Source organism: Actinocrispum sp. NPDC049592 (assembly GCF_040675465.1).
Classification (GTDB): Bacteria; Actinomycetota; Actinomycetes; order Mycobacteriales; family Pseudonocardiaceae; genus Kibdelosporangium.
In genome coordinates this window covers 545,223-571,172 of the sequence record NZ_JBFAPA010000001.1, presented here as the reverse complement: position 1 = coordinate 571,172, position 25,950 = coordinate 545,223, and the positions used below count along the sequence as shown (strand labels likewise).

Annotated in this window: 22 protein-coding genes and 1 tRNA gene; 14 read left to right on the top strand and 9 right to left on the bottom strand. The window is 67.6% G+C overall.

All coding sequences use genetic code 11. From position 1 onward, the window contains the following. Positions 1-212: 212 nt before the first annotated feature. From AB0J95_RS02665 to AB0J95_RS02625, 9 genes are all read left to right on the top strand, one after another. On the top strand, positions 213-2,477 hold the full coding sequence (locus tag AB0J95_RS02665) for a sodium-translocating pyrophosphatase (protein WP_364751306.1): 2,265 nt from the start codon (positions 213-215) through the stop codon (positions 2,475-2,477). Positions 2,478-2,589: 112 nt separating this feature from the next. Next, positions 2,590-3,240: a hypothetical protein gene (locus tag AB0J95_RS02660; protein ID WP_364751303.1), complete on the top strand. Its 651-nt coding sequence runs from the start codon at positions 2,590-2,592 to the stop codon at positions 3,238-3,240. A 24-nt stretch (positions 3,241-3,264) separates the two neighbouring features. Then, a complete protein-coding gene (locus AB0J95_RS02655; RefSeq protein ID WP_364751300.1) occupies positions 3,265-3,984 on the top strand; it encodes a hypothetical protein in 720 nt (239 codons plus the stop codon). Positions 3,985-4,052: 68 nt separating this feature from the next. Further along, the gene (locus AB0J95_RS02650; RefSeq protein ID WP_364753417.1) at positions 4,053-4,658 is read left to right on the top strand and encodes a hypothetical protein; all 606 of its coding nucleotides are present in this window, start codon (positions 4,053-4,055) and stop codon (positions 4,656-4,658) included. Positions 4,659-4,928: 270 nt separating this feature from the next. Continuing rightward, positions 4,929-7,715: a type I DNA topoisomerase gene (gene topA / locus AB0J95_RS02645; RefSeq protein WP_364751298.1), complete on the top strand. Its 2,787-nt coding sequence runs from the start codon at positions 4,929-4,931 to the stop codon at positions 7,713-7,715. Positions 7,716-8,014: 299 nt separating this feature from the next. Next, positions 8,015-9,289, top strand: coding sequence for a hypothetical protein (locus AB0J95_RS02640; protein WP_364751296.1), 1,275 nt, complete (start codon positions 8,015-8,017; stop codon positions 9,287-9,289). Next, positions 9,268-9,651: a hypothetical protein gene (locus AB0J95_RS02635; protein WP_364751294.1), complete on the top strand. Its 384-nt coding sequence runs from the start codon at positions 9,268-9,270 to the stop codon at positions 9,649-9,651. Before AB0J95_RS02640 ends, AB0J95_RS02635 begins: the two co-directional genes overlap by 22 nt. 73 nt (positions 9,652-9,724) lie before the next feature. Further along, positions 9,725-11,788 carry a dTMP kinase gene (locus AB0J95_RS02630; RefSeq protein WP_364751291.1) on the top strand — a complete coding sequence of 688 codons (2,064 nt, stop codon included), beginning with the start codon at positions 9,725-9,727 and terminating at the stop codon, positions 11,786-11,788. Next, the gene (locus AB0J95_RS02625; RefSeq protein ID WP_364751288.1) at positions 11,785-12,972 is read left to right on the top strand and encodes a DNA polymerase III subunit delta'; all 1,188 of its coding nucleotides are present in this window, start codon (positions 11,785-11,787) and stop codon (positions 12,970-12,972) included. The genes AB0J95_RS02630 and AB0J95_RS02625 overlap by 4 nt, the downstream gene beginning before the upstream one ends. Here AB0J95_RS02625 and AB0J95_RS02620 read toward each other — a convergent pair. Further along, the gene (locus AB0J95_RS02620; RefSeq protein WP_364751285.1) at positions 12,969-14,567 is read right to left on the bottom strand and encodes a hypothetical protein; all 1,599 of its coding nucleotides are present in this window, start codon (positions 14,565-14,567) and stop codon (positions 12,969-12,971) included. The genes AB0J95_RS02625 and AB0J95_RS02620 overlap by 4 nt on opposite strands. Before the next feature lie 131 nt (positions 14,568-14,698). Here AB0J95_RS02620 and AB0J95_RS02615 point away from each other — a divergent pair. Further along, positions 14,699-14,775 (top strand) — tRNA-Thr (locus AB0J95_RS02615). A 174-nt stretch (positions 14,776-14,949) separates the two neighbouring features. On the opposite strand, the gene AB0J95_RS02610 is transcribed toward AB0J95_RS02615, so the two are convergent. The 5 genes from AB0J95_RS02610 to AB0J95_RS02590 form a co-directional block, all read right to left on the bottom strand. Beyond that, positions 14,950-15,231: a hypothetical protein gene (locus AB0J95_RS02610; protein ID WP_364753416.1), complete on the bottom strand. Its 282-nt coding sequence runs from the start codon at positions 15,229-15,231 to the stop codon at positions 14,950-14,952. 29 nt (positions 15,232-15,260) lie between these two features. Beyond that, positions 15,261-16,412, bottom strand: coding sequence for a dGTP triphosphohydrolase (gene dgt / locus AB0J95_RS02605; protein ID WP_364751282.1), 1,152 nt, complete (start codon positions 16,410-16,412; stop codon positions 15,261-15,263). 323 nt (positions 16,413-16,735) lie between these two features. After that, positions 16,736-16,909, bottom strand: coding sequence for a LuxR C-terminal-related transcriptional regulator (locus AB0J95_RS02600; protein WP_364753415.1), 174 nt, complete (start codon positions 16,907-16,909; stop codon positions 16,736-16,738). Continuing rightward, a complete protein-coding gene (locus tag AB0J95_RS02595; protein WP_364751279.1) occupies positions 16,906-17,424 on the bottom strand; it encodes a response regulator transcription factor in 519 nt (172 codons plus the stop codon). Before AB0J95_RS02595 ends, AB0J95_RS02600 begins: the two co-directional genes overlap by 4 nt. Beyond that, complete coding sequence (locus AB0J95_RS02590) at positions 17,421-17,609, bottom strand: hypothetical protein (protein ID WP_364751276.1); 189 nt, start codon at positions 17,607-17,609, stop codon at positions 17,421-17,423. Before AB0J95_RS02590 ends, AB0J95_RS02595 begins: the two co-directional genes overlap by 4 nt. Before the next feature lie 6 nt (positions 17,610-17,615). On the opposite strand from AB0J95_RS02590, the gene AB0J95_RS02585 reads away from it, so the two are divergent. The 3 genes from AB0J95_RS02585 to AB0J95_RS02575 all read left to right on the top strand — a co-directional run bounded on the left by AB0J95_RS02585 (position 17,616) and on the right by AB0J95_RS02575 (position 23,203). Then, positions 17,616-17,765: a hypothetical protein gene (locus tag AB0J95_RS02585; RefSeq protein ID WP_364751274.1), complete on the top strand. Its 150-nt coding sequence runs from the start codon at positions 17,616-17,618 to the stop codon at positions 17,763-17,765. A gap of 965 nt (positions 17,766-18,730) precedes the next feature. Continuing rightward, complete coding sequence (locus tag AB0J95_RS02580) at positions 18,731-19,018, top strand: hypothetical protein (protein ID WP_364751271.1); 288 nt, start codon at positions 18,731-18,733, stop codon at positions 19,016-19,018. A 210-nt stretch (positions 19,019-19,228) separates the two neighbouring features. Next, entirely contained in the window at positions 19,229-23,203 is a 3,975-nt protein-coding gene (locus AB0J95_RS02575; RefSeq protein ID WP_364751269.1) for a discoidin domain-containing protein, read from the top strand. 55 nt (positions 23,204-23,258) lie between these two features. Here AB0J95_RS02575 and AB0J95_RS02570 read toward each other — a convergent pair whose 3' ends face one another. Together AB0J95_RS02570 and AB0J95_RS02565 are read right to left on the bottom strand one after the other, a co-directional pair. Next, positions 23,259-23,711, bottom strand: coding sequence for an SRPBCC family protein (locus tag AB0J95_RS02570; RefSeq protein ID WP_364751266.1), 453 nt, complete (start codon positions 23,709-23,711; stop codon positions 23,259-23,261). Between the two features lie 9 nt (positions 23,712-23,720). Next, on the bottom strand, positions 23,721-24,416 hold the full coding sequence (locus tag AB0J95_RS02565) for an SDR family oxidoreductase (protein WP_364751264.1): 696 nt from the start codon (positions 24,414-24,416) through the stop codon (positions 23,721-23,723). Between the two features lie 72 nt (positions 24,417-24,488). On the opposite strand from AB0J95_RS02565, the gene AB0J95_RS02560 reads away from it, so the two are divergent. Beyond that, positions 24,489-24,866, top strand: a complete 378-nt coding sequence (locus AB0J95_RS02560) for a hypothetical protein (RefSeq protein ID WP_364751261.1) — start codon at positions 24,489-24,491, stop codon at positions 24,864-24,866. Here the strand turns inward: AB0J95_RS02560 and AB0J95_RS02555 are convergent. Further along, on the bottom strand, positions 24,863-25,870 hold the full coding sequence (locus tag AB0J95_RS02555; protein ID WP_364751260.1) for a serine hydrolase domain-containing protein: 1,008 nt from the start codon (positions 25,868-25,870) through the stop codon (positions 24,863-24,865). The two genes, AB0J95_RS02560 and AB0J95_RS02555, sit on opposite strands and share 4 nt — an antisense overlap. Between the last annotated feature and the right edge of the window lie 80 nt (positions 25,871-25,950).

Below are 25,950 nucleotides of genomic sequence, written 5' to 3'. Positions count from 1 at the left end.
CACCGACAGTCCCGCGCGCCGCCGTCGCGGTGGTCTTGATCGATCTCGAAATCGATCACCGCAAGATAACGGAACGTGCACGGGCGGGGACGCCTTACGAACGCGGTTTTCACTACACATAGACTCCGCCGACGTCCCACCACTCGTGGTGGCATGCACGTCCCGTCGGCGTCAAAGGACGGGAGAAATCGGCAGAAGTCACAGGAGGACGGATGTCCGGGCAGTACCTAGCGGAGGCCTCACTCTCCGGCGGTGACTACAGCATTGTCGTTGTGGTCGCCGTGGTCGCCCTGGCCGCTCTTGGCGTCGGCTATTTCCTGCTCAGGGAGGTGCTGGCCGCGGGCCAGGGCACCGCGAAGATGCAGGACATCGCGAAGGCGGTCCAAGAGGGCGCGGCGGCATATCTCAAGCGTCAGCGGAACACGCTGTTGATCTTCGGAACGGTGGTGTTCCTGCTGCTGTTCGCATTGCCTGCGGACAGTACGGGTGAACTGATCGGGCGATCGCTGTTCTTCCTCGTTGGCGCGGTGTTCTCCTTCTCCATCGGCTACCTCGGCATGTGGCTGTCCACGCAGGCGAACCTCCGGGTCGCCGCGGCGGCCAACGAGGACGGCGGCCGGGAGAAGGCAACTCGGATCGCGTTCCGCACCGGTGGTGTGGTCGGTATGGCCACCGTCGGCCTGGGCCTGTTCGGCGCCTCGATCGTGGTGCTGGCGTTCTCCGGCCAGGCGCCGAAGGTGCTGGAGGGCTTCGGTTTCGGAGCCGCGCTGATCGCCATGTTCATGCGTGTCGGCGGCGGTATCTTCACCAAGGCCGCTGACGTCGGCGCCGACCTGGTCGGCAAGGTCGAGCAGGGCATTCCCGAGGACGACCCCCGCAACGCGGCGACCATCGCCGACAACGTGGGCGACAACGTCGGTGACTGCGCCGGTATGGCCGCGGACCTCTTCGAGTCCTACGCGGTGACCCTGGTCGCGGCGCTGATCCTGGGCAGCGCGGCCTTCGGTGCGCAGGGCCTGCTGTTCCCGTTGATCGTGCCGGCGATCGGTGTCATCACCGCCGTGATCGGCGTGTTCATCACCAAGGCGCGTCCGGGCGAGAACGGCCTGACCGCGATCAACCGGTCCTTCTACATCTCCGCGCTGATCTCGCTGGTGCTGTGCACGGTGGCCGCGTTCGCGTTCCTGCCGACCTCGTTCGCCGCTCTGGACGGGGCCAAGAACTCCACGCTGCCGGGCAACCCGGGCCTGATCGCCGCGGTCGCCGTGATCATCGGTATCGCGCTGGCTGGCATCATCCTGTGGCTCACCGGCTACTACACCGGCACCGAGCACAAGCCGGTCAAGCACGTCGGTGAGACCTCCGAGACCGGTGCGGCGACGGTGATCCTGTCCGGCATCTCGGTCGGTTTCGAGTCCGCCGTGTACACCGCCATCGTCATCGGTGCCGCCGTGTACGGCGCGTTCCTGCTGTCCGGTGACGTGACCGTCGCGCTGTTCGCGATCGCGCTGGCCGGTACCGGTCTGCTCACCACGGTCGGCGTCATCGTCGCCATGGACACCTTCGGCCCGGTCTCCGACAACGCGCAGGGCATCGCCGAGATGTCCGGCGACGTGCACGGCGACGGCGCGCAGATCCTCACCGAGCTGGACGCGGTCGGCAACACCACCAAGGCCATCACCAAGGGCATCGCGATCGCGACCGCCGTGCTCGCGGCGACGGCGCTGTTCGGCTCGTACAGCGAGGCGATCCGCACCGCGGCCAACGCGACCGGTGACTTCGTGGCGAACCTGGTCAGCCCGAACACGCTCGTCGGTGTGCTCATCGGCGCGGCCGTCGTGTTCATGTTCTCCGGCCTCGCGGTCAACGCCGTGTCCCGCGCCGCGGGTGCGGTCGTCTACGAGGTCCGCCGTCAGTTCCACGACAACCCCGGGATCATGGACGGGTCCGTGCGGCCGGAGTACGGCCGTGTGGTGGACATCTGCACCCGGGACTCGTTGCGTGAGCTGATGACGCCGGGTCTGCTGGCGGTGTTCGCGCCCATCGCGGTCGGCTTCGGCCTGGGCGTCCAGTCGCTCGCCGGTTACCTGGGTGGTGCCATCGCGACCGGCACCCTGATGGCGATCTTCCTGGCCAACTCCGGTGGTGCCTGGGACAACGCCAAGAAACTGGTCGAGGACGGCAACCACGGCGGCAAGGGCTCGCCCGCGCACGAGGCCACCGTCATCGGTGACACCGTCGGTGACCCGTTCAAGGACACCGCGGGTCCGGCCATCAACCCGCTGATCAAGGTGATGAACCTGGTCTCGCTGCTGGTCGCACCGGCCGTCGTGACCTTCATCATCGAGGACAAGACCGCGCTGCGGATCATCATCGCCCTGGTGGCCGTGGCGATCATCGCCGCGGCGGTGGTCGTGTCGAAGCGGCGCGGTAACGCCATCGCCGACAGCCCGGCCGAACAGGTCAACAACGCCTGATCGGATGCAACCGAATGAGGGCCGCTTCTCGTCTGAGGAGCGGCCCTCACGGCACTCAAACCCGTACGCGGGTACCGTCGGGCCCGCCAGGTCCCCCACACCAGGAGTCTTGATGAAGCGTCGCCTCGCGTCCGTCGCGGCCGCCACTCTGGGCATCGCGCTCACCCTGACCGGCTGCGGCTCCAGCGACAGCGGCGGGCAGAACGCCGCCCCGAGCAGCTCCGGGTCGGCAGGCGCGTCCGCTCCCGCGTCGGGCACCGGTGGCTCCGGTGGTGGCTCGTCCTCGCCGGAGGCATCCGCGCCGCCGCCCCAGCCGAGCAACGGCGACCCGGTCAAGTGGGTGGACAACCTGTGCGCGCCGGTCAGCGACTTCACCAAGTCGATCACCCAGAAGGCCTCCGACCTCGGCTCGGCCGCCGGTGACCAGAACCAGATCCAGGCCAAGCTCGGCCAGCTGCTCGACGACATGGCCAACGGTGTCGGTGGCCTGGTCGACCGGCTCAAGCAGCTCGAGCCCTCGCCGATCAAGGGGGCGGACGACGCCAAGGCCAAGATGATCGAGTCCTACGGCAAGTCGCAGCAGGTGCTCAAGGACGCCGCCGCCAAGATGAAGGCGGGCGACCAGGACGCCGCGGCCGCCGCGATGCAGAGCCTCGGCGACGAGACCACCAAGATCGCGGACCCGTTCAAGGACCTGCAGAACAACGAGCTGCGCGACGCGATGAGCAAGGCACCGCGGTGCAAGGACATCGCCGGCGGCTGAATCAGGGGAAATGAGGTTGGCGCAGTGAAACGCGCCCAGGTGCGCCGGGCGGTGCTGGCCCTGGCGGTCGCGGCCACGGTGGCCGGTTGTGACGCTCCGGCCGCTCACCCGGCCGCGCAGGTGGCCCAGACCACGACGCCGTCGGCCGGTCCGGCCGCGGTGGAGTGGGCGGACAAGCTCTGCTCGGTCATCCTCGACTACGACGGCAGCACGCCCAAGGCGGACATCGACTCCAGCAACCCGGCGACGATGATCTCGTCGCTGAACACCTACCTGGACGCGGTCCTGACCAGGGTCGACACCGCCACGAGCAAGCTCGGCGAGATCGGCGCCGCGCCGGTGGACGGCGGTGACGAGGCCGTGCGCAACCTCGTGCAGGGCCTCAAGGACGTGCAGACCGTGGTGACCAGGTCGAAGGAGAAGCTGGCCAAGGCGGACCCGAACGACCGCTCGAACACCAGCGCGACCCTCCAGGACGTCGCCAGGGACCTGCAGCAGCTCAAGACGCCGGTGAACCCGCTGGAGGGCATGGGGGCGCGGTTCCCGGACCTCCAGGCGGCCGTACGCGGGGCGGACAACTGCACGGAGATCACCAGGGCCCGGGCGAGCCGTTCCGCGCTGCCTCCGCTCACGTCGTCCACCGAACCGGGCCTGCCGGGTGGCACCACCACACCCACCACCCCGACGACCGACCCGAGCTTCCCGGACGGGCCGCCGACGTCCACCTCGACCTCGACCCCGTGAGTAACTCTGGCAACATCCTTCCCTCGCGGTAGGCGAACACTTGTTCTACTCTGAGGCTCGTGGCGCAGATGTCGTTCTTCTCCGCCGAGGCGATGCAGCCCGGGGTCGCCGACCTCGCCGGGCTGCTCTGCGGGCAGGGCCAGGTGGCGCACTTCGCCAGCGCCGCGGCCCGGCTTTCGGTGGTCCTCGACGAGCCGTGGCGCCAGCGCGCGCTCGCGGCCGCCTTCGCCGAGCGTGGCGTGCAGGCGGAAACCGGCCAGAGCGACGAGGGGCACCCGCTGGTCCGCACGGCGTTCCGCCGTGATCTGGTCGGACTGGCCGACGCGTGGACCAAGGGCGCGGTCAAGGCGGTGCCCAAGGGCCTGGCCATGGACGGCGCCACGCTGCGGATCTGGGCACTGGCGTTCGGCCGCTGGGTGGACAGCGGGTATCTGCTCGGCCTGGACGAACGCGCCCCGGACACGCACGAACCGCTGGTCCAGGCGGTCACCCGGATCGGCCTGCCCGCGCACCTGCTGGGAATACGCGGCGGCGGCCCGGGGTTGCGGGTGAACGGCAGACGGCGAATCGGCCGTCTGGTCGAACTGGTGGGCGACGCTCCCGTGCCGGACGCGGAACCACACTGGCCGACACGCCCATTCATCCAAACGGGTGAAATTACCTCGCGCGCGTAGGGTCGCCCCGAGTGATGCACGTGGACGTCCGGTCGTGCTAGTAGTGGATAGCCCGCAGACCTGCGGGACGGGGTCCCACGTGCACGGGGACCATCCGGAAGGTAACGAGCCGGATGGCCCGGGCGAGGTAGAGAGGGTCACCGGGGGTTACCCGAGTTCGTGTGTGCGTCGGGACACCTCCACTTCGGTACTCGGCACCCGGCAGTGCACACTGACGGGCTGACGCTCCCAGTCGACCTGGGACAGGCGGGACAAGAGGGCAGGAAAAGCGTGGCAGGTACGCGGACGAAGAAGAGCGACGGAACGGCGAACGGGGCCGAGCCGCGCCGGCTGGTGATCGTCGAGTCACCGGCGAAGGCGCGCAAGATCGCGTCCTACCTCGGCCGCAACTTCGTCGTGGAGTCGTCCAAGGGCCACATCCGCGACCTTCCCCGCAAGGCCGCCGAGGTGCCCGCCAAGTACAAGGGCCAGTCCTGGGCCAGCCTCGGCGTGAACGTCGACGGCGGGTTCGAGCCGATCTACATCGTCACCCCGGACAAGAAGTCCACCGTCACCGAGCTGAAAGAGGCGCTCAAGACGGTCGACGAGGTCTACCTCGCGACAGACGGTGACCGCGAGGGCGAGGCGATCGCGTGGCACCTGCTGGAGACGCTCAAGCCGACCGTCCCGGTGCGCCGGATGGTGTTCTACGAGATCACCGAGTCGGCCATCCGCGAGGCCGCCAACAGCACCCGTGACCTGGACCTCGACCTGGTCGACGCGCAGGAGACCCGGCGCATCCTCGACCGGCTCTACGGCTACGAGGTCAGCCCCGTGCTGTGGAAGAAGGTCATGCCGCGGCTGTCGGCCGGCCGTGTGCAGTCCGTGGCGACCCGGATCGTGGTCCAGCGGGAACGCGAGCGGATGGCGTTCAAGTCGGCCTCGTACTGGGACATCGCCGCCACCATGGACGCTGGGGAGAGCGCGGACCCGCGCACCTTCGGCTCCCGGCTGATCGCCGTCGACGGCACCCGCCTGGCCGCGGGCCGCGACTTCGGCACCGACGGCAAGCTCAAGAACGGCTCGGACGTCCGGCTGCTGGACGAGACCGAGGCCCAGCGGCTGGCGCAGGCGCTCAACGGCGCCTCGATGCGGGTCGCGAGCGTCGAGGAGAAGCCGTACACCCGCCGCCCGTACGCACCGTTCATGACGTCCACGCTGCAGCAGGAGGCCGGGCGCAAGCTGCGGTTCTCCTCGGACACGACCATGCGCGTGGCGCAGCGGCTGTACGAGAACGGCTACATCACCTACATGCGTACCGACTCCACGACGCTGTCGGAGACGGCGATCGCGGCTGCCCGGGCGCAGGCGGAGAGCCTGTACGGCAAACAGTTCGTCCACCCGACGCCCCGGCAGTACACGCGCAAGGTGAAGAACGCGCAGGAGGCGCACGAGGCCATCCGGCCAGCCGGTGAGGTGTTCCGGACCCCCGGCCAGGTCGCCAACGAGCTGCAGTCCGACGAGTTCCGGCTCTACGAGCTGATCTGGCAGCGCACGATCGCCTCGCAGATGGCCGACGTGCGCGGCACGACCATGACCGTGCGGATCGTCGGCACCGCCACCAGCGGCGAGGAGTGCACGTTCTCCTCGTCCGGCCGGACCATCACGTTCCCCGGCTTCCTCAAGGCCTATGTCGAGACGGTCGACTCCGAGCAGGGCGGCGAGGCGGACGACGCCGAGCGCAGGCTGCCGAACCTGGTCAAGGACCAGGCGGTCACCGCGACCGAGCTGACCGCCGACGGGCACTCCACCAACCCGCCGCCCCGGTTCACCGAGCCGAGCCTGGTCAAGACCCTGGAGGAGCTGGGCATCGGCCGTCCGTCCACGTACGCCACGACGATCAGCACCATCCAGTCCCGCGGCTACGTGTGGAAGAAGGGCGCCGCGCTGGTGCCCTCGTGGATCGCGTTCGCCGTGGTCGGGCTGCTCGAGCAGCACTTCGGCCGGCTGGTGGACTACGACTTCACCGCCACGCTCGAGGACGAGCTGGACGGCATCGCGGCCGGGCGCGCGCAGCGCACCGACTGGCTGTCCGGGTTCTACTTCGGCGGCGAGGTCGGTCCCGAGGACTCGATCGGCCGCGCGGGCGGGCTGAAGAAGCTGATCAGCGCGAGCGTGGACGAGATCGACCCGCGGCTGGTCAACTCGATCCCGATGTTCGACGATGCCGAGGGCCGCCAGGTCGTGGTCCGGGTCGGCAAGTTCGGGCCGTACCTGGAGCGAGAGGTCGACGGTGAGTCGCAGCGGGCGAACCTGCCCGAGGACCTGCCGCCGGACGAGCTGACCCCGGCGATCGCCGAGGAGCTGTTCGCCACCCCGCAGGAGGGGCGCTCGCTGGGCACCGATCCGGTGACCGGGCACGAGATCGTCGCCAAGGACGGCCGGTTCGGCCCCTACGTCACCGAGATCCTGCCCGAGGAGAACGGCACCAAGAAGGTCAAGCCGCGGACCGGCTCGCTGTTCAAGTCGATGACCATCGCGGACGTGACCCTCGACGACGCCCTCAAGCTGCTGTCGCTGCCGCGGGTCGTGGGCACCGACCCCCAGTCGGGCGACGAGATCACCGCGCAGAACGGCCGCTACGGCCCGTACCTGAAGAAGGGCACGGACTCCCGGTCGCTGGCCACCGAGGACCAGATCTTCAACGTGACCCTGGACGAGGCGCTCAAGATCTACGCCGAGCCCAAGAAGCGCGGGCGGGCAGCGGCCTCCGCACAGCCGCCGCTCAAGGAGCTGGGCAACGACCCCGTCTCCGGCAAGCCGATGATCGTCAAGGACGGCCGGTTCGGGCCGTACGTGACCGACGGCGAGTACAACGCGTCCCTGCGCAAGTCGGACAGCGTGGACACGCTGACCGATGAGCGGGCCGCCGAGCTGCTGCAGGAGAAGCGGGACAAGGGCCCGGCGCCGAAGAAGACTCCCGCGCGCAAGACCGCGGCGAAGAAGACGACGGCCAAGAAGACGACGGCCGCGAAGCGCCCCGCCGCGGCGTCCCGCGCGAAGTCTTCGAAGTCCTGACTCCGGCGGCCGCTCCGGTCCGAGCGAACGAACTCGTGACCGGGGCCGCCGCCCTGGGCCGAGTGAACGAACTCCCCACCTGGTCGGGAGTGGTTTTGCCGCGATTTTGTGCGGGGTGGCGGCGCACATAAGCCTTCCGGCGAGGCAGGTCGCAGATCTGCCCCCCTTTGTTTGCTGCCCCGCTGGATGATCTGGTCATGGCGGGTTTGGGCCGTTCCGGCGGTCGAAACCGCCCACGCGAGCTGACCTGCCCCGATAGGTTGTCGCCTGGTCTGGTCGGGTGATCACGGGGGTGGCGCGTGGACGAGTCGGAGCGGAACCGGCGGGCGGTCGAGGCCTGGTTCCGGCGGCGAGGGTTGCCGATGGTCGTCCGCCGTCGCATCCGGGGGGCCGCGCTGCTCGCGCGGGCGGTGCCAGCTCAGGTGTTCCTGCTGGTCGCCGATCCGCTGCTCAACTGGGTCGCCGCCGAGTTGGACAAGCTCGAGGTGAACTCCGGCAACACGCCGTATGTGCTGGGTCTGCTCGCGATCTCGCTGGCCACCGTGGTGGTGCCGATCGTGTTGTCGATCGTCGCGTCGCGCGTGATGCGGCGGCTCAGTCCGGCCACCGGCCGGGCCGTCGGGTGGGTCGTGCTGATCCTCGGGGTGGTGGTCGCGCCGGTGGGGAACTGGCTGGCCGGGACCGAGCCGAACCTGACCGCGGCCCTGCTGCTCGACGGCGGGCTGCGGCTGATCGTGCTGTTCGTGATCTTCGTGGGCGCCGGGTCGATCCTCGGCTGGACCCTGCAGGTCGCGTTGCGGCAGGTCAGCGCGGTGGGCAGCCTGGCGAGCCGGGCACTGCCGCTGCTGATGCTGTTCCTGCTGTTCGGGTTCTTCGCCACCGAGACCTGGCAGATCTCGGAGAAGCTCGAGGTCGACGGGCACCGCACCAACCTATGGCTGGTGATCGGGTTCTTCGTGGTGTTCGGGTCGCTGTTCCTGATCTCCATCCTGCGCGACGAGGGCCGCGACATGCTGGCCAAACACCGGGCCGGCAGCACGAAGGACTACGTCGCCCTGCTGTGGCAGACGCCGCTGGACGGGCTGGTGCCCGACGATGACGACGCCGTGCGCAACCACCCGCTGAACCGGGCCGAGAAGATCAACCTCGCCCTGGTGGTGTTCCTCGCCCAAGCCCTGCAGGCGGTCGTGTTCTCGGTGGTGGTGTTCTGGTTCTTCGTGGTGTTCGGGCTGATCGCGGTGGACAACTCGGTGATCGCGACCTGGCTCGGGCACCCGCCGAGCTCGAGCGGGAAGCTGTTCGGCCTGCCGGTGCCCGGGATCAGCGACGAACTGATCCGGGTGTCGATCTTCCTGGCCGGGTTCTCCGGGATGTACTTCGCCGCCTCGATCGCGACCGACTCCACCTACCGGAAGTCGTTCTTCGACCCATTGATGGCCGACGTGGCGATGAGCCTCGCAGCCCGTGACGTCTACCTGACACTTTGGGACAAACCCGTCACCCGGACCAGCTACCCTGACGCGGGGCCCTTGGTGGTGAAAGGTGACCTGGAGTGGCAGGAGACACCTCAGTAGGCGCGGACGGCACCGCCGATCCGCCGCCCCTGCCGTTGTTCCCCGATCCGCTGGCCGGCCTGATCACCGGTGACGACCTGGTCGAGACCCCGCGGGTCGTCGTGCCCGCCCCGCCCGAGCTGCCGGATCACGCCGGCATCCGCGCCGCCCTCGAGCAACCGCCCCGCCGGGTCCGCCGGTCCTGGCCCGTTCCGGCCGAGCGCGCGGCCATGCAACCGCCACCTGTCGTCCCGCTGACAGCTGCGTCAAATGCGTCACGCAGGGGCGTCGCGGTGGTTATCGTGGCCCTGCTGGTCACAGCGCTGATCCTGCTCTCCGTGATCCAGAGCCTCGCCAGCACGATCACCCAGCTGTTCGGCTGAGATCCAGGCGGCTGACCGGCCGCCCGGCGGCCATGGCTACGCTGTTGGTGGGAATGAGGTGGGGCATATCAGCATGGAAGGAATACCGTCCGTCCGCTCCGATGCGTCCTTGGCGCACCGGATCCGCAGCGTGCTGGCGATCCGGCCCTTCCGCAGGCTGTGGGCGGTCAGTTTCATCTGCAGCACCGGCGACTGGCTGTCGCTGCTGGCGTTGTCCGGTCTGATCACCAAGCTGACCCACGACTACGCGTTCCAGAACTACGCCTTCTCCGGCGTCGTGCTCACCCAGCTGCTGCCCGGGCTGTTGTTCGCCCCGTTCGGCGGCGTGCTGGCGGACAAGTTCGACCGGCGCAAGGTGATGGTCGTCTGCGACCTGATGCGGTGCGGCCTGCTGATCTCGATCGCCCTGGTGGGCACGCCGTTGTGGCTGTTCGCCGGCAACTTCCTGGTCGGCTGCTGCCAGCTGCTGTGGATCCCGTCCAAGGACGCCGCGATCCCGAACCTGCTGCGCCGCAAGGACCAGGTGGAGACGGCCAACCAGCTCGGCCTGGTGATGACCTGGGGCATCTCGGTGATCTCCGGCGCCGGTCTGTACGCGCTGATCACCGGCATCACCTCCCAGCTGCACGTCAAGCTGGACGACGAGGGCATGCAGATGGCCACGATCATCATCGTGATCAACGGCCTGTTCTACCTCACGTCGGCGATCATCGTGGCGACCCGCATCCCGGAGCTGTCCCGGCGGGTGGCGGCGCCGCCCGCCGACCCGAAGGCCGAGGCCGCCGCCGAACCGGCCGAGGAGAAGACCGGGCTGCTGGTCATGCTCCGCGACGCGGCCCGGTTCATCCGGACCACCCGGCTGGTGCGCGGCCTGCTGGTCGGCATGCTCGGCGCGTTCGCCGCCGCGGGCGCGCTGGTCGGTTCGTCCAAGCCGTACTCGTCCAGCCTGCTCGGCGGTGACTCGGCGTTCGGCTGGCTGTTCGCGGCGCTGTTCATCGGCCTGGGCACGGGCATGGCGAGCGCGCCGAAGATGGCCCAGCGCATCCCGCACAACCGGCTGTTCGGCATCTCGATCGTCGCGGCCGGCCTCGGCCTGCTGCCGGTCGCCGCGTCCCCGCACCTGTGGGTGTCGCTGGTGGCGGTGGCGTTCGTCGGCGCGTGTGCCGGGATCGCGTTCCTGACCGGTGTGACCATCATCGGCACGCAGGTCGAGGACGCCATCCGCGGCCGGATCAACGCGATCTACCAGTCGCTGATGAAGATCGTGCTGGCGCTGTCGATGATGGTGGTGCCGCTGTTCGTCGGTCTCGTGCGGCCGCGGGTGGTCGAGCTGTTCGGCAACCCGGTGCGGATCGACGGCACCCGGCCGGTGCTGTTCGCCGCCGGGCTGATCGCGGCGCTGGTCGGCGTGATCGCGTACAAGCAGATGGACGACCGCCGGGCCGAGACCATCCTGGCCGACCTGAAGGCCGCGATCCGCGGCAAGCCGCGCCGGTCGACCGGCCTGCTGATCGCGGTCGAGGGTGACACCGCGCAGGACACCGCCGGTCAGGCCCGGCAGCTGACCGACTGGCTGCGGCAGTCCGGCCGCCGCGAGATCCTGCTGGCCAGCGACCCCTCGCTGAACGACGCTCGACTGCGAGCGGTGCTCGCGGGCGCTGAGCTGACCGGTGCGCGGGCGCATGCCCTGGTGGCGGCGGCCGTGCGGGCGGACATCGTCGAGCGGGAGATCCGGCCCGCGCTGGACCGCGGCGCGATCGTGGTGATGGAACGGTTCGTGGACAGCCCGTTCGCGCACCTGTCGGCCGTGGCCGGGCTCGACCCGGAGGAGATGGAAGGGCTCACCGACTGGGCGACCGCCAAACTGCGGCCGGACCTGACGGTGCTGCTCGACCGCGACCCCGCGACGCTGCCGAAGTTCCAGTACCAGGCCAACGACCACCACTGGCGGGTGCAGGACCTGTTGCTGGAGATGGCTTCCGCCGACCCGGAGAAGTACGTCGTGGTCGAGGCGACCGACGACTCCGCCACCGCCGAACGCGTGCGCGCGGCGGTGCAGAGTGCCGTTCCGGCGGCCAAGCTCGGCCTGGACGAGGAGAACGCCCCCGCGTTAGCGCCCGTTGCGGAGGCCACGTGACCGTCTGGTCGCAGGTTGTCGGACAAGCGAACGCCGTTGAGGTCCTGACCAAGGCCGCCGCCGCGGCGGCGGTCATCGTGCGGGACGGTCCGGGCGCGGCGACCGGGATGACCCACGCCTGGCTGTTCACCGGGCCGCCCGGGTCCGGTCGTTCCGTTGCGGCGCGGGCGTTCGCCGGCGCTTTGCAGTGCGAGTTCGGCATGGGCTGCGGTGAGTGCCCGGGCTGCCGGACCACGATGGCGGGCACCCACGCGGACGTCCGGCTCGTTGTGCCGGAAGGGCTTTCCATCTCCGTCGCGGAGATGCGCGCGTTGGTGCAGACCGCCGCGCGGCGGCCGACCAGCGGGCGCTGGCAGGTCGTGATCATCGAGGACGCCGACCGGCTCACCGAAGGCGCGGCCAACGCTCTGCTGAAGGCCGTCGAGGAACCGCCGGAGCGCACGGTGTTCCTGTTGTGCGCGCCCTCTGACCACCCTGACGACGTGTCGGTGACCATCCGGTCCCGGTGCCGCGTCGTGTCTTTGCGGATCCCGCCGCCGGACGCGATCGCGGAAGTGCTGGTGGACCGCGACGGCGTCGACCCGGCGACCGCCACTTGGGCCGCTTCCGTTTCCGCGGGCCATGTTGGGCGAGCGCGTCGGCTCGCGACCGACGAGCATGCCCGTCAGCGCCGGGAATCGGTGTTGCGGATCCCGTTGGGGCTACGGCGTCCCGGCGATGTGTTCACGTTGTCGGACGAGCTGGTGAAGGCCGCGGAGTCCGAGGCGAGCGAGCAGAGCGAGTCGCGGGACGAGATCGAGCGCGAGGCGTTGAAGACCGCGTTGGGCGCCGGCGGAACCGGAAAGGGCACCGCCTCGGCGACCCGCGGTTCGGCTGGGGCGTTGAAAGAGTTGGAGCGCAGGCAGAAGTCTCGTGCCACGCGAACCCAACGGGACACTTTGGACCTTGCACTGGTCGACCTCGCCGGGTTCTACCGCGATGTTCTCGTTGCGGGGTCCGGTTCCTCGGCCGTCTTCAACCACCCGGACCACGCCGACGACGCGCGGACCGCAGCCTCCGCGTGGTCACCGGAGTCCACGCTCCGGCGCCTCGAAGCGGTGCTGGCCTGCCGCGAGGCGCTGGAACTGAACGTCAAACCCCGGATCGCCATCGAAGCAATGGTGACCACGCTGTACTACGGCTAGTCCTGGTCTTCGGGGCGGCGCAGGCGGTGGACCGGCATCGCGGCCACGATGATCACGCCGATCAGCAGCATCGCCGCACCGGTCCAGAACATCGGCACCGCCTGGTAGGCGCTGGTGTACGCGAGTTTCTGGGGCGGTGAGGCCTGCGGGGCCGGGCCCGGGGGCGTTCCGGCGGTGCCGCAGACGACCCCGCCGGTCGGCGCGGCGGCGCGGGCGACCTGTTCGCCCATCGACACCTCGGCGAGCGAGGACGGCAGGCCCGGCAGGCCGAGCGCCTGGGTCGGCAGGACCTGCAGATCGAGCATGCGGGCGGACGCGGCGAGCTGGTGGCCCTTGAACGGCTCGGTCATGTCCTGGGCCTTCTGCTGCAGGCCCGCGATGGTCAGCCGGAGCACCCCGATGTCCAGCTTGAGCTGGTTCGCATCGGGCGTGCCGGGCAGGAACTTGGTGATGTCGCCGATCAGCGGCAGGTTCTTCAGGTTGTCCGGCAGCTGCTTGGTCAGGTCCGGCAGCGGGATGCCGATCGGCAGGTCGAACGTGGGGTGCGCGGCGTCCAGCGTGTACAGCACCTTGTCGCCCTGCTTCACCTGGAACACAGGCGCGGTGTACTTGACCGTCGAGGTCTTGGCGTCGCCGGTGGACGTCACCTGCAGGGTCGGCTGGCTGACCACGTTCAGCGTGATCGCGAACGGGGTGCCTGCCAGCAGGTTCAGGCTTGCCACCTGCAGGGTCGACGTGGCCTGGACGGCCTTGTTCTTCGAGCCCGGGATGTCGACGAGCTGGACGTTCGAGCGGGTCGACAGGGTGTTCGGCAGGCTGATCAGCGAACCCGTGCCGCTCTGACCTGGCCCGGGGAGCAGGCCGCCGAGCTGCGACAGCGGGCCGGGCAGGGCCTTGAGCTGGTTGGTCAGCGCGTTCTGCTGGTCCGGGGTGAGCTTCGAGTCGGTCAGCTTGCCGGACAGGTCGCTGATGCCCGGCAGCGTCGGGATCGCGTTGAGCAGGCTCAGGCTGGCGACCGACGTGCTCGCGTCCGACAGCGGCGACACGCACGGGCCCTCGGTGTCGCTCCAGCGGGCGTGGGCGCTGCCGTTCAGGGCGTTGATCTTGATCAGGGCGTCGATCGGGGTCTGCGGCGGGTTCAGGCCGAACGTCGTGGGCTTCTCGTTGTCCGGCGGTGCGGTCTGCGCGACCGCACCCGGCGACTGCGGGCTCGAGCCCTGGACCGCGATCCCACCCGGCGACGCCTGGGCGATCGAGTGCTCGTAGGACAGGTAGGACTCGGAGTTCACCTGGGCGCTGGACAGGCCGAAGCCGACCTCCAACGCGGACTGCTTGGGCAGTTGCGCCGAGTAGCCGGGCAGGATCGTGTTCGTCGGCGCGGATGCGGGCAGCAGGCGGATCACCGACAGACCCGTCCCCGCGTCGCCGATCGCGTGGCCCAGCGGCTGCGGGCCGTTCGGCTGGGAGGCCGGCGGGTCGTTCGGGTCCTTCGGGGCCGGGATGGGCGTCGTCGCCGGAGGCTGCGCCGCCGCGGCCGGCGCGGCACACAACGCCAGCACAGCAATGGTCACGGGCAAGGCCATAGCTCTGCGCATCAGGAAGGTCCTCCTACCACCGGCGTCACCCATACCAACGAACGGCCCAGCCCCCAGTGACGCCCACCCCCTCACCCATCCGGGTGGTGCAAAGTCGGTCGACCCGACCCGCTACACTTGCCCCAGGGCACGCCGCCTTAGCTCAGTCGGCCAGAGCGGCTCACTCGTAATGAGCAGGTCAAGGGTTCGATTCCCTTAGGCGGCTCCACCACTCAGGGCCTTCCCAGTACGTTGGGAAGGCCCTGAGTTCGTACCAGCGAGGTGGCTCAAACGGACGGTCATCGTCGGTGGTGGCGAACAGTTAGATGGACCTGATCGTCAGCCCACGGACGGCGAACCTGCATCTTCGCTGCTGTGTTGGCGTGATGAGTACATCGGACGGTTAGACGAACTTGTTGAACTCACCGCTGACTTGCCCGCTCAAACGCTTATGGATCATGGCGGCATATGAGTCGGTCATTCCCGCGACGTGGTCTGCGATAAGGCGCAGCACCTCGACGCTGCTGCCATTGTGATCAGCCGTCTGGCGCAACTCCCTGATTCTGTGTCTTCTGTCGCGAGGCAGGGCGTCCAGGGCCGATTCGTCAGAGTGGTACACGAATGACGCATAGGTTTTCACCAGAAAATCCACGATCTCTCGTTGCCCTCGCTGGTGGGTCGCCATACGTGGGTGTTTGATCACATATATCCAGATCATTCCTTGAGGATCGCGTTCTGGCGCCTTACCTCGGGTGGTATGTGGAGCTTTGCGGCATGCCTGCCGCGGAGAACATCTCCTGTTGTGCTGACGACGCTGCCGAGGAACGTCTCGAACAAGTAGTGACGCATATGCTGTACGGCAAGCTTGGCGTCTCTACTGCCATCGTACTCCGTACCGAGCTTTTGGAAGCCCTTGAACATCTGGCTGTTGCGGAACATGGTCCTCAGGGCGCTGTCCACCTCGTCCTCGGTTGAGAGCAATCCGACGGCGGTCGGCAGGTTCTCGGGACGTGCCTCGGAGTTGACGATCCGTCCGGTTGGCGCCCATGAGTTGATGATCTCTTGTTTCAGGTACTCAAGCGCCGAATCGGACTGTGAAAGCATCGCCAATGGTATGTACTGAGCGTGACACCAGTCTTCAAGATCGTGTGTTGCATACGCGACATCATCTGCCCAGTCCATGATCTGGGCCTCAAAGCTTTTGTCCTCGGTTGGTGCCTCGCCGCGGACCCAATCGAAAGCCCACTTCTCGCTAGGGTAGTAGTTCCACTTGCGTTTGCCCTTCTTGAACGTCCATGGATACTTTATTGACGCGTCGAGTACCGCGCGAGTGAGTTGCAGTCCGGGACCGTCTTCTTGTGCTCGCTGGAAAGACCACACCACTTGTCTGAAGCTCTGCGCATTGCCCTCGTAGCCGCCGAGGTGTGTGAAGTCGACGTTCCATTTCGGTTCCTTGGCGACCGACTTGAGGGCTTGGTGTAGTGCTTCTTCGCCAATGTGACCAAAGGGAGGGTGTCCGAAGTCGTGCATGATCGCGGCTGCTTCGCAAACGTCGGACACCTCTCGGGCGTGCGTCTCGTCGGCCTCGTAGCACAGTCGGTAGGCGAGACGTCGGGCGATCTGCGCCACCTCGACAGTATGTGTCAACCTGGTATGGAAGAAATCCGACTGACCTGGGGTCACAACTTGGGTTTTGCCTTGGAGTCGGCGGAACGCAGCAGTGTGGATCAGGCGGTCGTAGTCTCGGGTGAACGGCGGTCTGGCGGCTTGTTCGATTCCACTCGCCTGTGTCTGACCCGCTATCGGTAGCCGGGTGGCAGCGTCCTCTACTGCCAGGAGGCGTGCTTTGTCGTGATCTTCGTACATGTGATGCCTCCGGTCTGCCGTATTGGCGAGTCGTCTAATAAAGCTCCTTTGAAGAGGGGTGCTTGAGTTACGTACGAGCTGCCGCCACCGTCGTTACCGGCCCGTGTGTGACTTCCTTGTCGAATGCTCGATCGGTATCAATTAGAGTTCCAATAGAAATCTACAGGAACAGCGATGCGGCATTTCTGTGTCGAAAGTCAGCAGGTCAAGTGGGCCTTTGATCTTGGTTGGATACATAAGGTGAGCGGTTCGGTACGCTTCGTCTAATTCGGCGGTGCGACGGTTGACGTCTCCGCAGCTTTGGCGTTGAACGCGTCCGTGACTCATGCTCCGCTGCCCAGGCTCATGTCGTCCTCCGGTTTGCTGCCGGGGTGGATTAGGCCGGATTCGTAGGCGTAGACGATGGCGTGGGCGCGGTTGCGGAGGTTGAGTTTGGTGAGGATGTGGGTGATGTGGACTTTCACGGTGGTTTCGGAGATGTGGGTGTGGGTGGCTATTCCGCGGTTGGAATGGGCGCAGGCGTGGTGGTGGAGGATTTGTTTCTCGCGGGGCGTGAGGTGGCGAGGCGGGGGTCTGGGGTGGGGTTGGGCAGGTGCGGGGTGAAGTGGGTGATCAGGCGGCGGGTTGTGGTCGGGGAGAGGGTGCTGTTGCGGGCGGCGACCACGCGGATGCCGTTGATGAGATCGGCGGGGAGAGCGTCCTTCGACAGGAAACCCGCGGCGCCGTGGCGGAGTGCGGCGAAGACGTACTCATCGAGGTCGAACGTGGTGAGCACGAGAACGCGAGCCGCCGACCCGGACGACACAATGCGGCGAGTGGCCTCGATCCCATCCATGACCGGCATGCGGATGTCCATCAGCACGACATCGGGCCGTGCACCGGGAACCATCCGGACGGCCTGCTGACCGTTGTCCGCCTCACCGACCACGGTGATGTCCGGCTCCTGGTCGAGCACTGCGCGGAACCCGAGACGCAGCAGCGGCTGATCGTCGACGAGCAGAACCCTGATCACCGAACCTCCAACGGCAGCACCGCGTGCACCCGCCAGCCGGCGGGAACAGGACCGGCGGAAGCGTGCCCGCCGTACAAGGCCGCCCGTTCGGCGATCCCCGTGAGCCCGTGGCCGGGAACACCCGCCGAACCCGGCACCCCGGAATCCGTCACGTCCACGGCGACCGAGGCGTCCGAGCACTCCAACGAGACATGGGCCTCGACCCCGGGCCCGCGTGCTTCAACGTGTTCGTCAGAGCCTCCTGCACGATCCGGTACACGGCGAACCGCAAGCCCTCGTCCAGCGCGCAGACCGGCCCCGAGCAGGTGAACGACACCGGCACCCCTGCGGCCCGCACCTGAGCGAGCAACGAGTCCAGCGAACCCACACCGGGCTCCCGCGACACCAGGCCGACGCAAGCCGCGACCGCGGGCCAAAGCCAGCGAGTGGAAGAGTGTCGGGCGACCGCGTACACCGCGAAAAGCGGAGCCGTCACGAAAAACGCCAGCTACTCCACAAAGGACCGACAGTGCGACAATTCGAGCACACCCCAGAACACCGGCGAAGGCCACCGTCGACGCCACACCAAAGGCACATGCACGGCAACGAAAGCAGCCAGCCGAACCCTGTCACCCCGGTACCGGGCCGCAACACACCGACCGCCGACGGTCGCCGCCAGGACTGCCAGAGCCGCCGCGGCGGCGAAGCCGGTGATATAGGCCCAAGCACGCACGAAACCCCCCGAAAGCTCACACGTCCCGGCGGTGCAGCGAACCCACCTGGAACAGCGCCTGCAACGCCAAAGTCGGCACAAAAGGCAGGACGAACTCCTGCGCGTGCTCCGGCAAGGCCTCCAAAAAGTGCCTGCGGCAACACAATCAGCACCGACACGAAAGCGAAGATCGACCCGGGTGTGCTCCGCAACAAACTCCCGACCGCCAACCCCATCAAACCCGCGGCAACCGTCGCCCCGGTGACCCCGGACAAGGCCCGCGAAATCGAAGGAGCACCCAACGACAACGGCTCAACGGAGAAGGCCTGATTCGCCAGGAAAGACGCGAGGTAGCACGCGGCCACGACCGGTGCCGTGCCGGTCACCAGCACGAAAGCCTTGGCCCACAACACCGGCAGCTGCCGTCTCTCTTGGTCAACGACTCGATCTCGATCATGCCGCAACGCTACGAACCCGCAGGCCTGGCCCGCACCCGGCGGCTATGAATTCGGCTCCGCCCCTTTTCGTTCATCTGTCAACAGTGTTGGATCAGGGCGGGCATGTGGGGTGGCCCGGGTACAACGAAGTACAGGGGCGAAGCGCGCGGAGGACGAATTGCGGCGCATCGAGTTCGCCGAGCTGCGGGGCGACCCCATGCTCGGCGGGAACACCGTCCGGCTGTTCGGGCGGTGCTACCACGGCCCGATCAAGATCGGTGACATCTTCACCGAGGTCAAGTCCGGCCGGGGCCTTGAGGATGTGGGCATGCGGGTGATGGCGGTGATCTTCAAGGGCGACCCGGTTCCCGAGGTGGTGACCGGCCAGACCGGCGAGATCGTGCTGACCGGTCTCGGCGTCGAGACGGTCACACCCGGCGTGCGCATCAGCGGGAAGATGTTCTAGCAGGTAGCGAAGACCAGAGAGGGCAGGCCCGTCCGCGGGCCTGCCCTCTTTCCGTGTTCAGAAGCTGCCCATTGACGGGGCCGTAGCACGTCTGTAACGCTTGGACCCTCGCGCGCAAGAATCTAACATTCGGCCGAAAAATCCACGGACTAGGCCGGAAGATCCAACCTTCTCGTTAACCCTGCCCACCGGACGAGAGGTCTACCAGGCATGAGCACCTCCCGGTTACTGCCACGGCTAGGCACAGCGCTGGTCACCTTCGCGCTGATCGCCGCGCCCGCCGTGGTCTCCCCGGCCGCGCTGGCGAACGCGCAGGTCACGACCGCCAGCAGCGCCGCCGCCAGCAGCACCAACATCAACGACGGCAACCCCGAGTCCTACTGGCAGAGCGCGGGTGCCGCGCTCCCGCAATGGGCCCAGCTGGATCTCGGCAGACAGACGAGCATCTCGGGTGCCGTGCTGAAGCTCCCGGCCAAGTGGGCCGCGCGCACGCAGACCCTCTCGGTCCAGGGCAGCCCGGACGGCACTGGGTACGCCACCCTCGTCGGCGCCAAGGACTACAAGTTCGCGCCCGAGCAGGGCAACCAGGTCCGGATCACCTTCGCGCCCACGGTCACCCGCATGGTCCGCGTCGAGATCACCGCGAACTCCGGCGCCCCGGCCGGGCAGCTCGGCGAGCTCACGGTCGAGCCGACCATCCAGGCCGGGCCGAACCTCGCGCTGGGCAAGACAATGACCGCCAGCGGCGTGCAGCCGGGCTTCGGCCCCGGCAATGCCAACGACAGCAACCAAAGCAGCTATTGGGAAAGCACGAACAACGCGTTCCCGCAGTGGCTGCAGGTCGACCTCGGCGCGTCGGTCAGCTCCAACCAGATCGTGCTCAAGCTGCCGACCAACGGCTGGGGCGCGCGTACGCAGACGTTGTCCGTGCAAGGCAGCGCGAACTGCAGCAGCTTCAGCCAAATCGTCCCGTCGGCCGGCTACCAGTTCAACCCGGCCAGCAACAACACCGTGACGATCGACTACACCGCGATCACCACTCGCTGCCTGCGGCTGAACTTCACCGGCAACACCGGCTGGCCGGCCGGGCAGGTCGCCGAGTTCGAGGTCTACGGCCCGAGCACCGGCGACACCGACCCGCCGACCGCACCGACGAACCTCGCCTTCACCCAGCCGGGCAGCGGCCAGATCCGGTTGACCTGGAACGCTTCCACGGACAACGTCGGCGTCACCGGCTACGACGTCTACGCGAACAGCCAGCTGCGTACAACCGTCACCGCGACGACGTACACCGACACGCAGCCGGACACCGCGACCGTGACGTACTTCGTACGTGCACACGACGCCGCGGGCAACCAGTCCGGCAACAGCAACAGCGTCACGCGCAACGGCACCGGTGGCCCGGGCCGGAACCTGGCCGTGGGCAAGCCGATCACCGCATCCTCGACGACACAGAACTTCGTCGCCACCAACGCGAACGACGACAGCGTCACGACCTACTGGGAAGGCGCGGGCGGCACCTACCCGAACACCCTGACCGTCCAGCTTGGCTCCAATGTGGACACCAGTCAGGTCGTCGTGAAGCTCAACCCGGATCCGATCTGGGGTCCGCGCACGCAGACCATCCAGGTCCTCGGCCGCGAGCAGAACGCGACCGGGTTCAGCAGCCTGGTCGCCGCCACGCAGTACAGCTTCGACCCGGCCAGCGGCAACACCGTCACGATCCCCGTCACCGCAAGGGTTGCCGACGTCCGGCTGCAGTTCACCGCGAACTCCGGTGCGGGCGGTGGCCAGGCCGCGGAGTTCCAGGTGATCGGCGTGCCCGGCCCGAACCCGGACCTGACCGTCAGCAGCACCTCCTGGTCGCCGGCGAACCCGGTGGAGACGGACGCGATCACCGCGAGCGCTACCGTCGCCAACACCGGCAACCTCGCGTCCGGCGCGACCGACGTGAACTTCTACCTGGGCACCACCAAGGTCGGCACCGCGCAGGTCGGCGGCCTGGCGGCGGGAGCGTCGCAGACGGTGTCGGCGAACATCGGCACCCAGACCGCGGGCTCGTACCAGCTCACCGCGAAGGTCGACGAGTCCGGCCAGGTCGTCGAGCAGAACGAGAACAACAACAGCACCACCAACCCGAACGCGCTCACGGTCGTGCCAGTGTCCAGTTCGGACCTGATCGCCTCGCCGGTGAGCTGGACGCCGAACAACCCGTCCGCGGGCAACTCGGTGAACTTCAGCGTGGCCATCAAGAACCAGGGCACGATCGCCTCGGCCGGTGGCGCGCACAACATCACGCTGCAGGTGTCCGACGCGACCAGCGGCGCGGTGGTGGCCAACCTCAGCGGTTCGTTCAACGGGGCCATCGCGGCCGGTGCCACCACGGCTCCGGTGAACCTGGGTTCGTGGACCGCGGTGAACGGCCGGTTCAACGTCAAGACGGTGATCGCCAACGACGCCAACGAGTTGCCGGTCAAGCAGGCCAACAACACCAGCACGGTCTCGCTGTTCGTCGGCCGTGGCGCCAACATGCCTTACGAGTCCATCGAAGCCGAGAACGGTGTGCTCGGTGGCGGTGCGACGCTCGTCGGTCCCAACCGGACGATCGGCGACTTCGCCGGCGAGGCTTCCGGGCGCCGTGCGGTGATGTTGAACAGCACCGGCGCGTCAGTGGAGTTCACCAACTCCCAGCCGACCAACACCCTGGTGACCCGGTTCTCGATTCCGGACTCGGCAGGCGGTGGCGGCATAACGTCCTCTTTGGACATCTACGTCAACGGCACGTTCCTCAAGTCCATCAGCCTGACGTCGAAGTACGCCTGGCTGTACGGGGCCGAGGCGGGTCCGGGCAACTCGCCGGGCGCCGGTGGGCCGCGGCACATCTACGACGAGGCCAGCGTCCTGCTCGGCACGAACGTTCCGGCCGGGAGCAAGATTCGGTTGCAGCGCGGCGGTTCCGGCGTGAACACCGCGGTCGACTTCGTGAACTTCGAACAGGTCTCGGCGGTCGGCAACCCCGACCCGGCACACCTCGCGGTGCCGGCCGGGTTCAGCCACCAGGACGTGCAGAACGCCTTCGACCGGGTCCGGCAGGACACCACGCTCACCGGTGTCTACCTGCCCGCGGGTGACTACCAGACCACCGGCAAGTTCAACGTGTACGGCAAGGCGATCCGCGTTGTCGGCGCCGGTCCCTGGTTCACCCGGTTCATTGCGCCGGCCAACCAGGAAGGCACGGACGTCGGCATGGACGTGCAGTCGTCCGCCGGTGGCTCGTCGTTCGCCGGGTTCTCCTACTGGGGCAACTACGTCAGCCGGATCGACGGCCCCGGCAAGGTCTTCAACATCACCGGCGTGACCGGGCTGACCATCGACAACGTCTGGGTCGAGCACATGATCGTCATGTTCTGGGGCACGAACGTGCACAACGTGACGATCACCAACTCGCGGATCCGGGACACGTTCGCCGACGGCATCAACCTGACCAACGGCAGCACCAACAACCGCGTTGCGAACGTCGAGGCCCGCAGCACGGGTGACGACAGCTTCGCGTTGTTCGCGGCCACCGACCAGGGCGGCGGCGACCAGAGCGGGAACGTGTTCGAGAACCTCACCGCGCTGCTGCCGTGGCGGGCGGCCGGTCTCGCGGTGTACGGCGGGCAGAGCAACACCTTCCGCAACATGTACATCGCCGACACCCTCACCTACGCGGGCATCACCATCAGCTCGCTGAACTTCGGCTTCCCCATGCGTGACTTCGGGCCGGGGATCACCGAGTTCTCGAACATCTCGCTGGTGCGCGACGGCGGCCACTTCTGGGGCGCGCAGACGTTCCCGGCGATCTGGATCTTCTCCGCCAACACGTTGTACCGCGCGATCCGCGTGAACGACGTGGACATAGTGGATCCCACCTACAGCGGGATCATGTTCCAGACCGACTATGTGGGCGGTTCGCCGCTGAACCCGATCACCGACACCGTGTTCACCAACGTGTCGATCAGCGGGGCACAGCGCAGCGGTGACGCGTTCAACGAGAAGTCCGGCTTCGGCCTGTGGGCCAACGAGCTGCCCGAGCCCGGCGAAGGCCCGGCCCGCGGCTCGGTGACCTTCAACAACCTCAGGCTGAGCAACAACTTCCAGGACATCAGGAACACCACGACGACCTTCACCATCATCCGCAACTGACGGCTAAGAGACCCCGGGGCCGTACGGAAACACCCGTACGGCCCCGGTTCCACGGTCAGGCTTCGGCGGTGGATTTGATCTCGGCGTTGCGGATCCCGATCAGCCGGGGCATGTACCTGTTGAGCACCAGGCGTTCGGCGATGGTGCCAAGGGGACCGAGCGGGGCGGCGAAGTCGATGACATCGCGCATGATGGTGCCGCCGTTGCCGTCCGGCTCGAAGTGGTGGGCGTGGTGCCAGCGCTTGAAGGGACCGGCGACCTGCTCGTCGACGAAGTGACCCGGCGGCTCGTACGCGCTGATCCGCGAGGTCATCCGCCAGCGCAGGCCGAAGTGCCGGGCCTGCCAGGTGACCGTGTCGCCGAGCCGCAGCTGGCCCGAGGTGACACCGCCGATGGCCTGCTCGCCGGAGTGGGCCATCCCGGCGGTGTGCACCTCGATCCGCAGCGAGACATCGAAGACGCGCTGCGGCGGCGCCGCGATGGCGGTCGTGATCTCGAAGCGCGTCATTCGGTGAATCTAGCGGCCGAAGCCGCCTTCGCTGGTGATGACCTGGCCGGTGACCCAGGAGGCGTCCTCGCTGGCGAGCCAGGCGATCAGGCGGGCGGCGTCGTCCGGCGTTCCCCAGCGGCCGGTGGGGAACTGCTTCCGCACGGCCTCGTAGATCTCCGGTGTGGCCCAGCCGGTGTCGGTGGGGCCGGGATTCACCGCGTTCACAGTGATTTCGCGCGGGGCCAGGGCGGCCGAGAGCGATCGGACGATGGACGCGAGGGCGCCTTTGCTGGCCGCGTAGGCGATCTCGTTCACCATCGGCCCGTTGTCCTGGCCTGAGGTCAGGTAGATGACCCGGCCGCCGGCCGAGGCGACCGAGGCGAAGGCCTTGGTGAGCAGGATCGACGAGCGGGTGTTGACGGCCCAGTGGGTGTCCAGGGTGGCGGCCGTCATCTCGGCCAGCGGGCCGTCGTGACCGTCGAGGGCGTGGTTGCACACCAACACATCCAGGCGCCCGTAGGCCGACATCACCGCGTCGATGAGCTCCTGCGGTGCGGTTGGCATGGTCAGGTCGAGATCCAGATGGGGGACATCGGGAAAACCCGAATAGGTCTCGTAATGGTGCAGGAAAAGATCAACGTGCTGGGCGTGCAGGCGGTGGGCGATGGCGTGGCCGATGCCTTGCGGCCGCGACACGCCGGTTACCAGGGCGACTCTGGTCATTTCTCCCTATTCCGGGGGTTGGCGCAGGTGAAAACGTTTGGCATTCTCTCGGTTGGAGTGGGAGGAGGCGACATGCCGTTATCGGCTGCCGTCCGTGAGCGCTGTCGTGCGTTCCTGCCGGACGGGGAGCAACTGAGATACGTGTTCCCGGCGACCTCGCTGTGGACCGGGCGGGCCGCGATGATCGCCGACTTCATCGTCGCGGTGACCGACTCCCAGGTGACCGTGCTGGGCTGCAGCTGGTTCCGCCGCAACAGACCCTCGTCGGTGTGGGCGACGTATCCACGGGGCTTCCGGCTCGGGCCGGTCGAGCTCTACGGGTCGCTCTCGCCGACGGTCACGATCGGCCCCCTGCTGCTGGAAGTGGACGAGGAATACGTGCCGGTGATCCGGGCCGCGGACGCGGAGATCACCAACCTGGTGCCGCTGGACCCGCTTCCCGACCTCTAGCTCTGGCCGAGCAGTTCCGCGAGCAGCTTCGCCACCGGCCACGCACCCTCCGAGTAGTTCGAGATCACCGTGCAGGTCGTCCTCGTTTCCGGATCGTGCGTGCTGCGAAACGACACACCAGGGTCGTACCCCTCCAGGAAAACGACGTTCTTGGTCTCGTGCAACCAGAATCCGAGGCCGTACCGCAGCGAGTACTCCGGGACGCCGCTGCGCGGGCGGACCATTTCCGCCACCAGTGAGCGGGGAACGATCTTTCCCCCGTACAGCGCCGGCCAGAACGCCCGGAAGTCCGCGACCGTCGTGTAGATCCCGCCGTCGCCGTTTCCCCGTACCGGCAAGTGGAACGTGTTGGCCCGCCACACCCCGTCGTAGTTCAGATAACCCAATGCCGTGCGCGGACCGGGTTCGTCGGAACGCAGGAACTCGGTGTCGATCATTCCCGCCGGCCGGCACACCCGGTCGACGACGAGGGAATGGAACGGTGTCCCGCTCACCCGTTCAGCGATCAACGCCAGCAGCACGAAGCCCGCGTTGTTGTACGAGAACCTCTCGCCAGGCGGGAAATCCCGCGGATGCCCGTCCAGCAACGGCAGGTACTGCGAGGTGTCGATCAGGTCGAACGGCGGCGCCGGCGGACGGTAGTCGTTGATATCGCCCTGATCGTCGTCGTAGTACTCGCCGATCCCGGACCGGTTCGCCAACAGGTGCTCGACCGTCACACCGGCGTCGACCAGCGGGAGGTCCTCGCCCAGCACCGATCGGACCGGCGTCGGCAGGTCGAGCAGACCCTCGGCGACCAGGCTCATCACCGTCAGCGCGGTGAGTCCTTTGGTACCGCTGGCAATTGCGAACCGGGTGTCCAGCGTGTTGCCGATCTCGTATCCGCGATGGGCGAACCCGTACGCCTTGGCGAATTCGATCTCACCACCCCGATCAACGGAAACCACACCGGAGAAGTCCGTTGATCCGGCTATCTCGTCAACGGCGTCGGCCAAGGGGAGCATCGGCCGAGACTAACCGGCCGAGTGGCAACCGGTAAATCGGTTTTGATCACCCCGGCCGGGATGAAACCTATTCACGTACC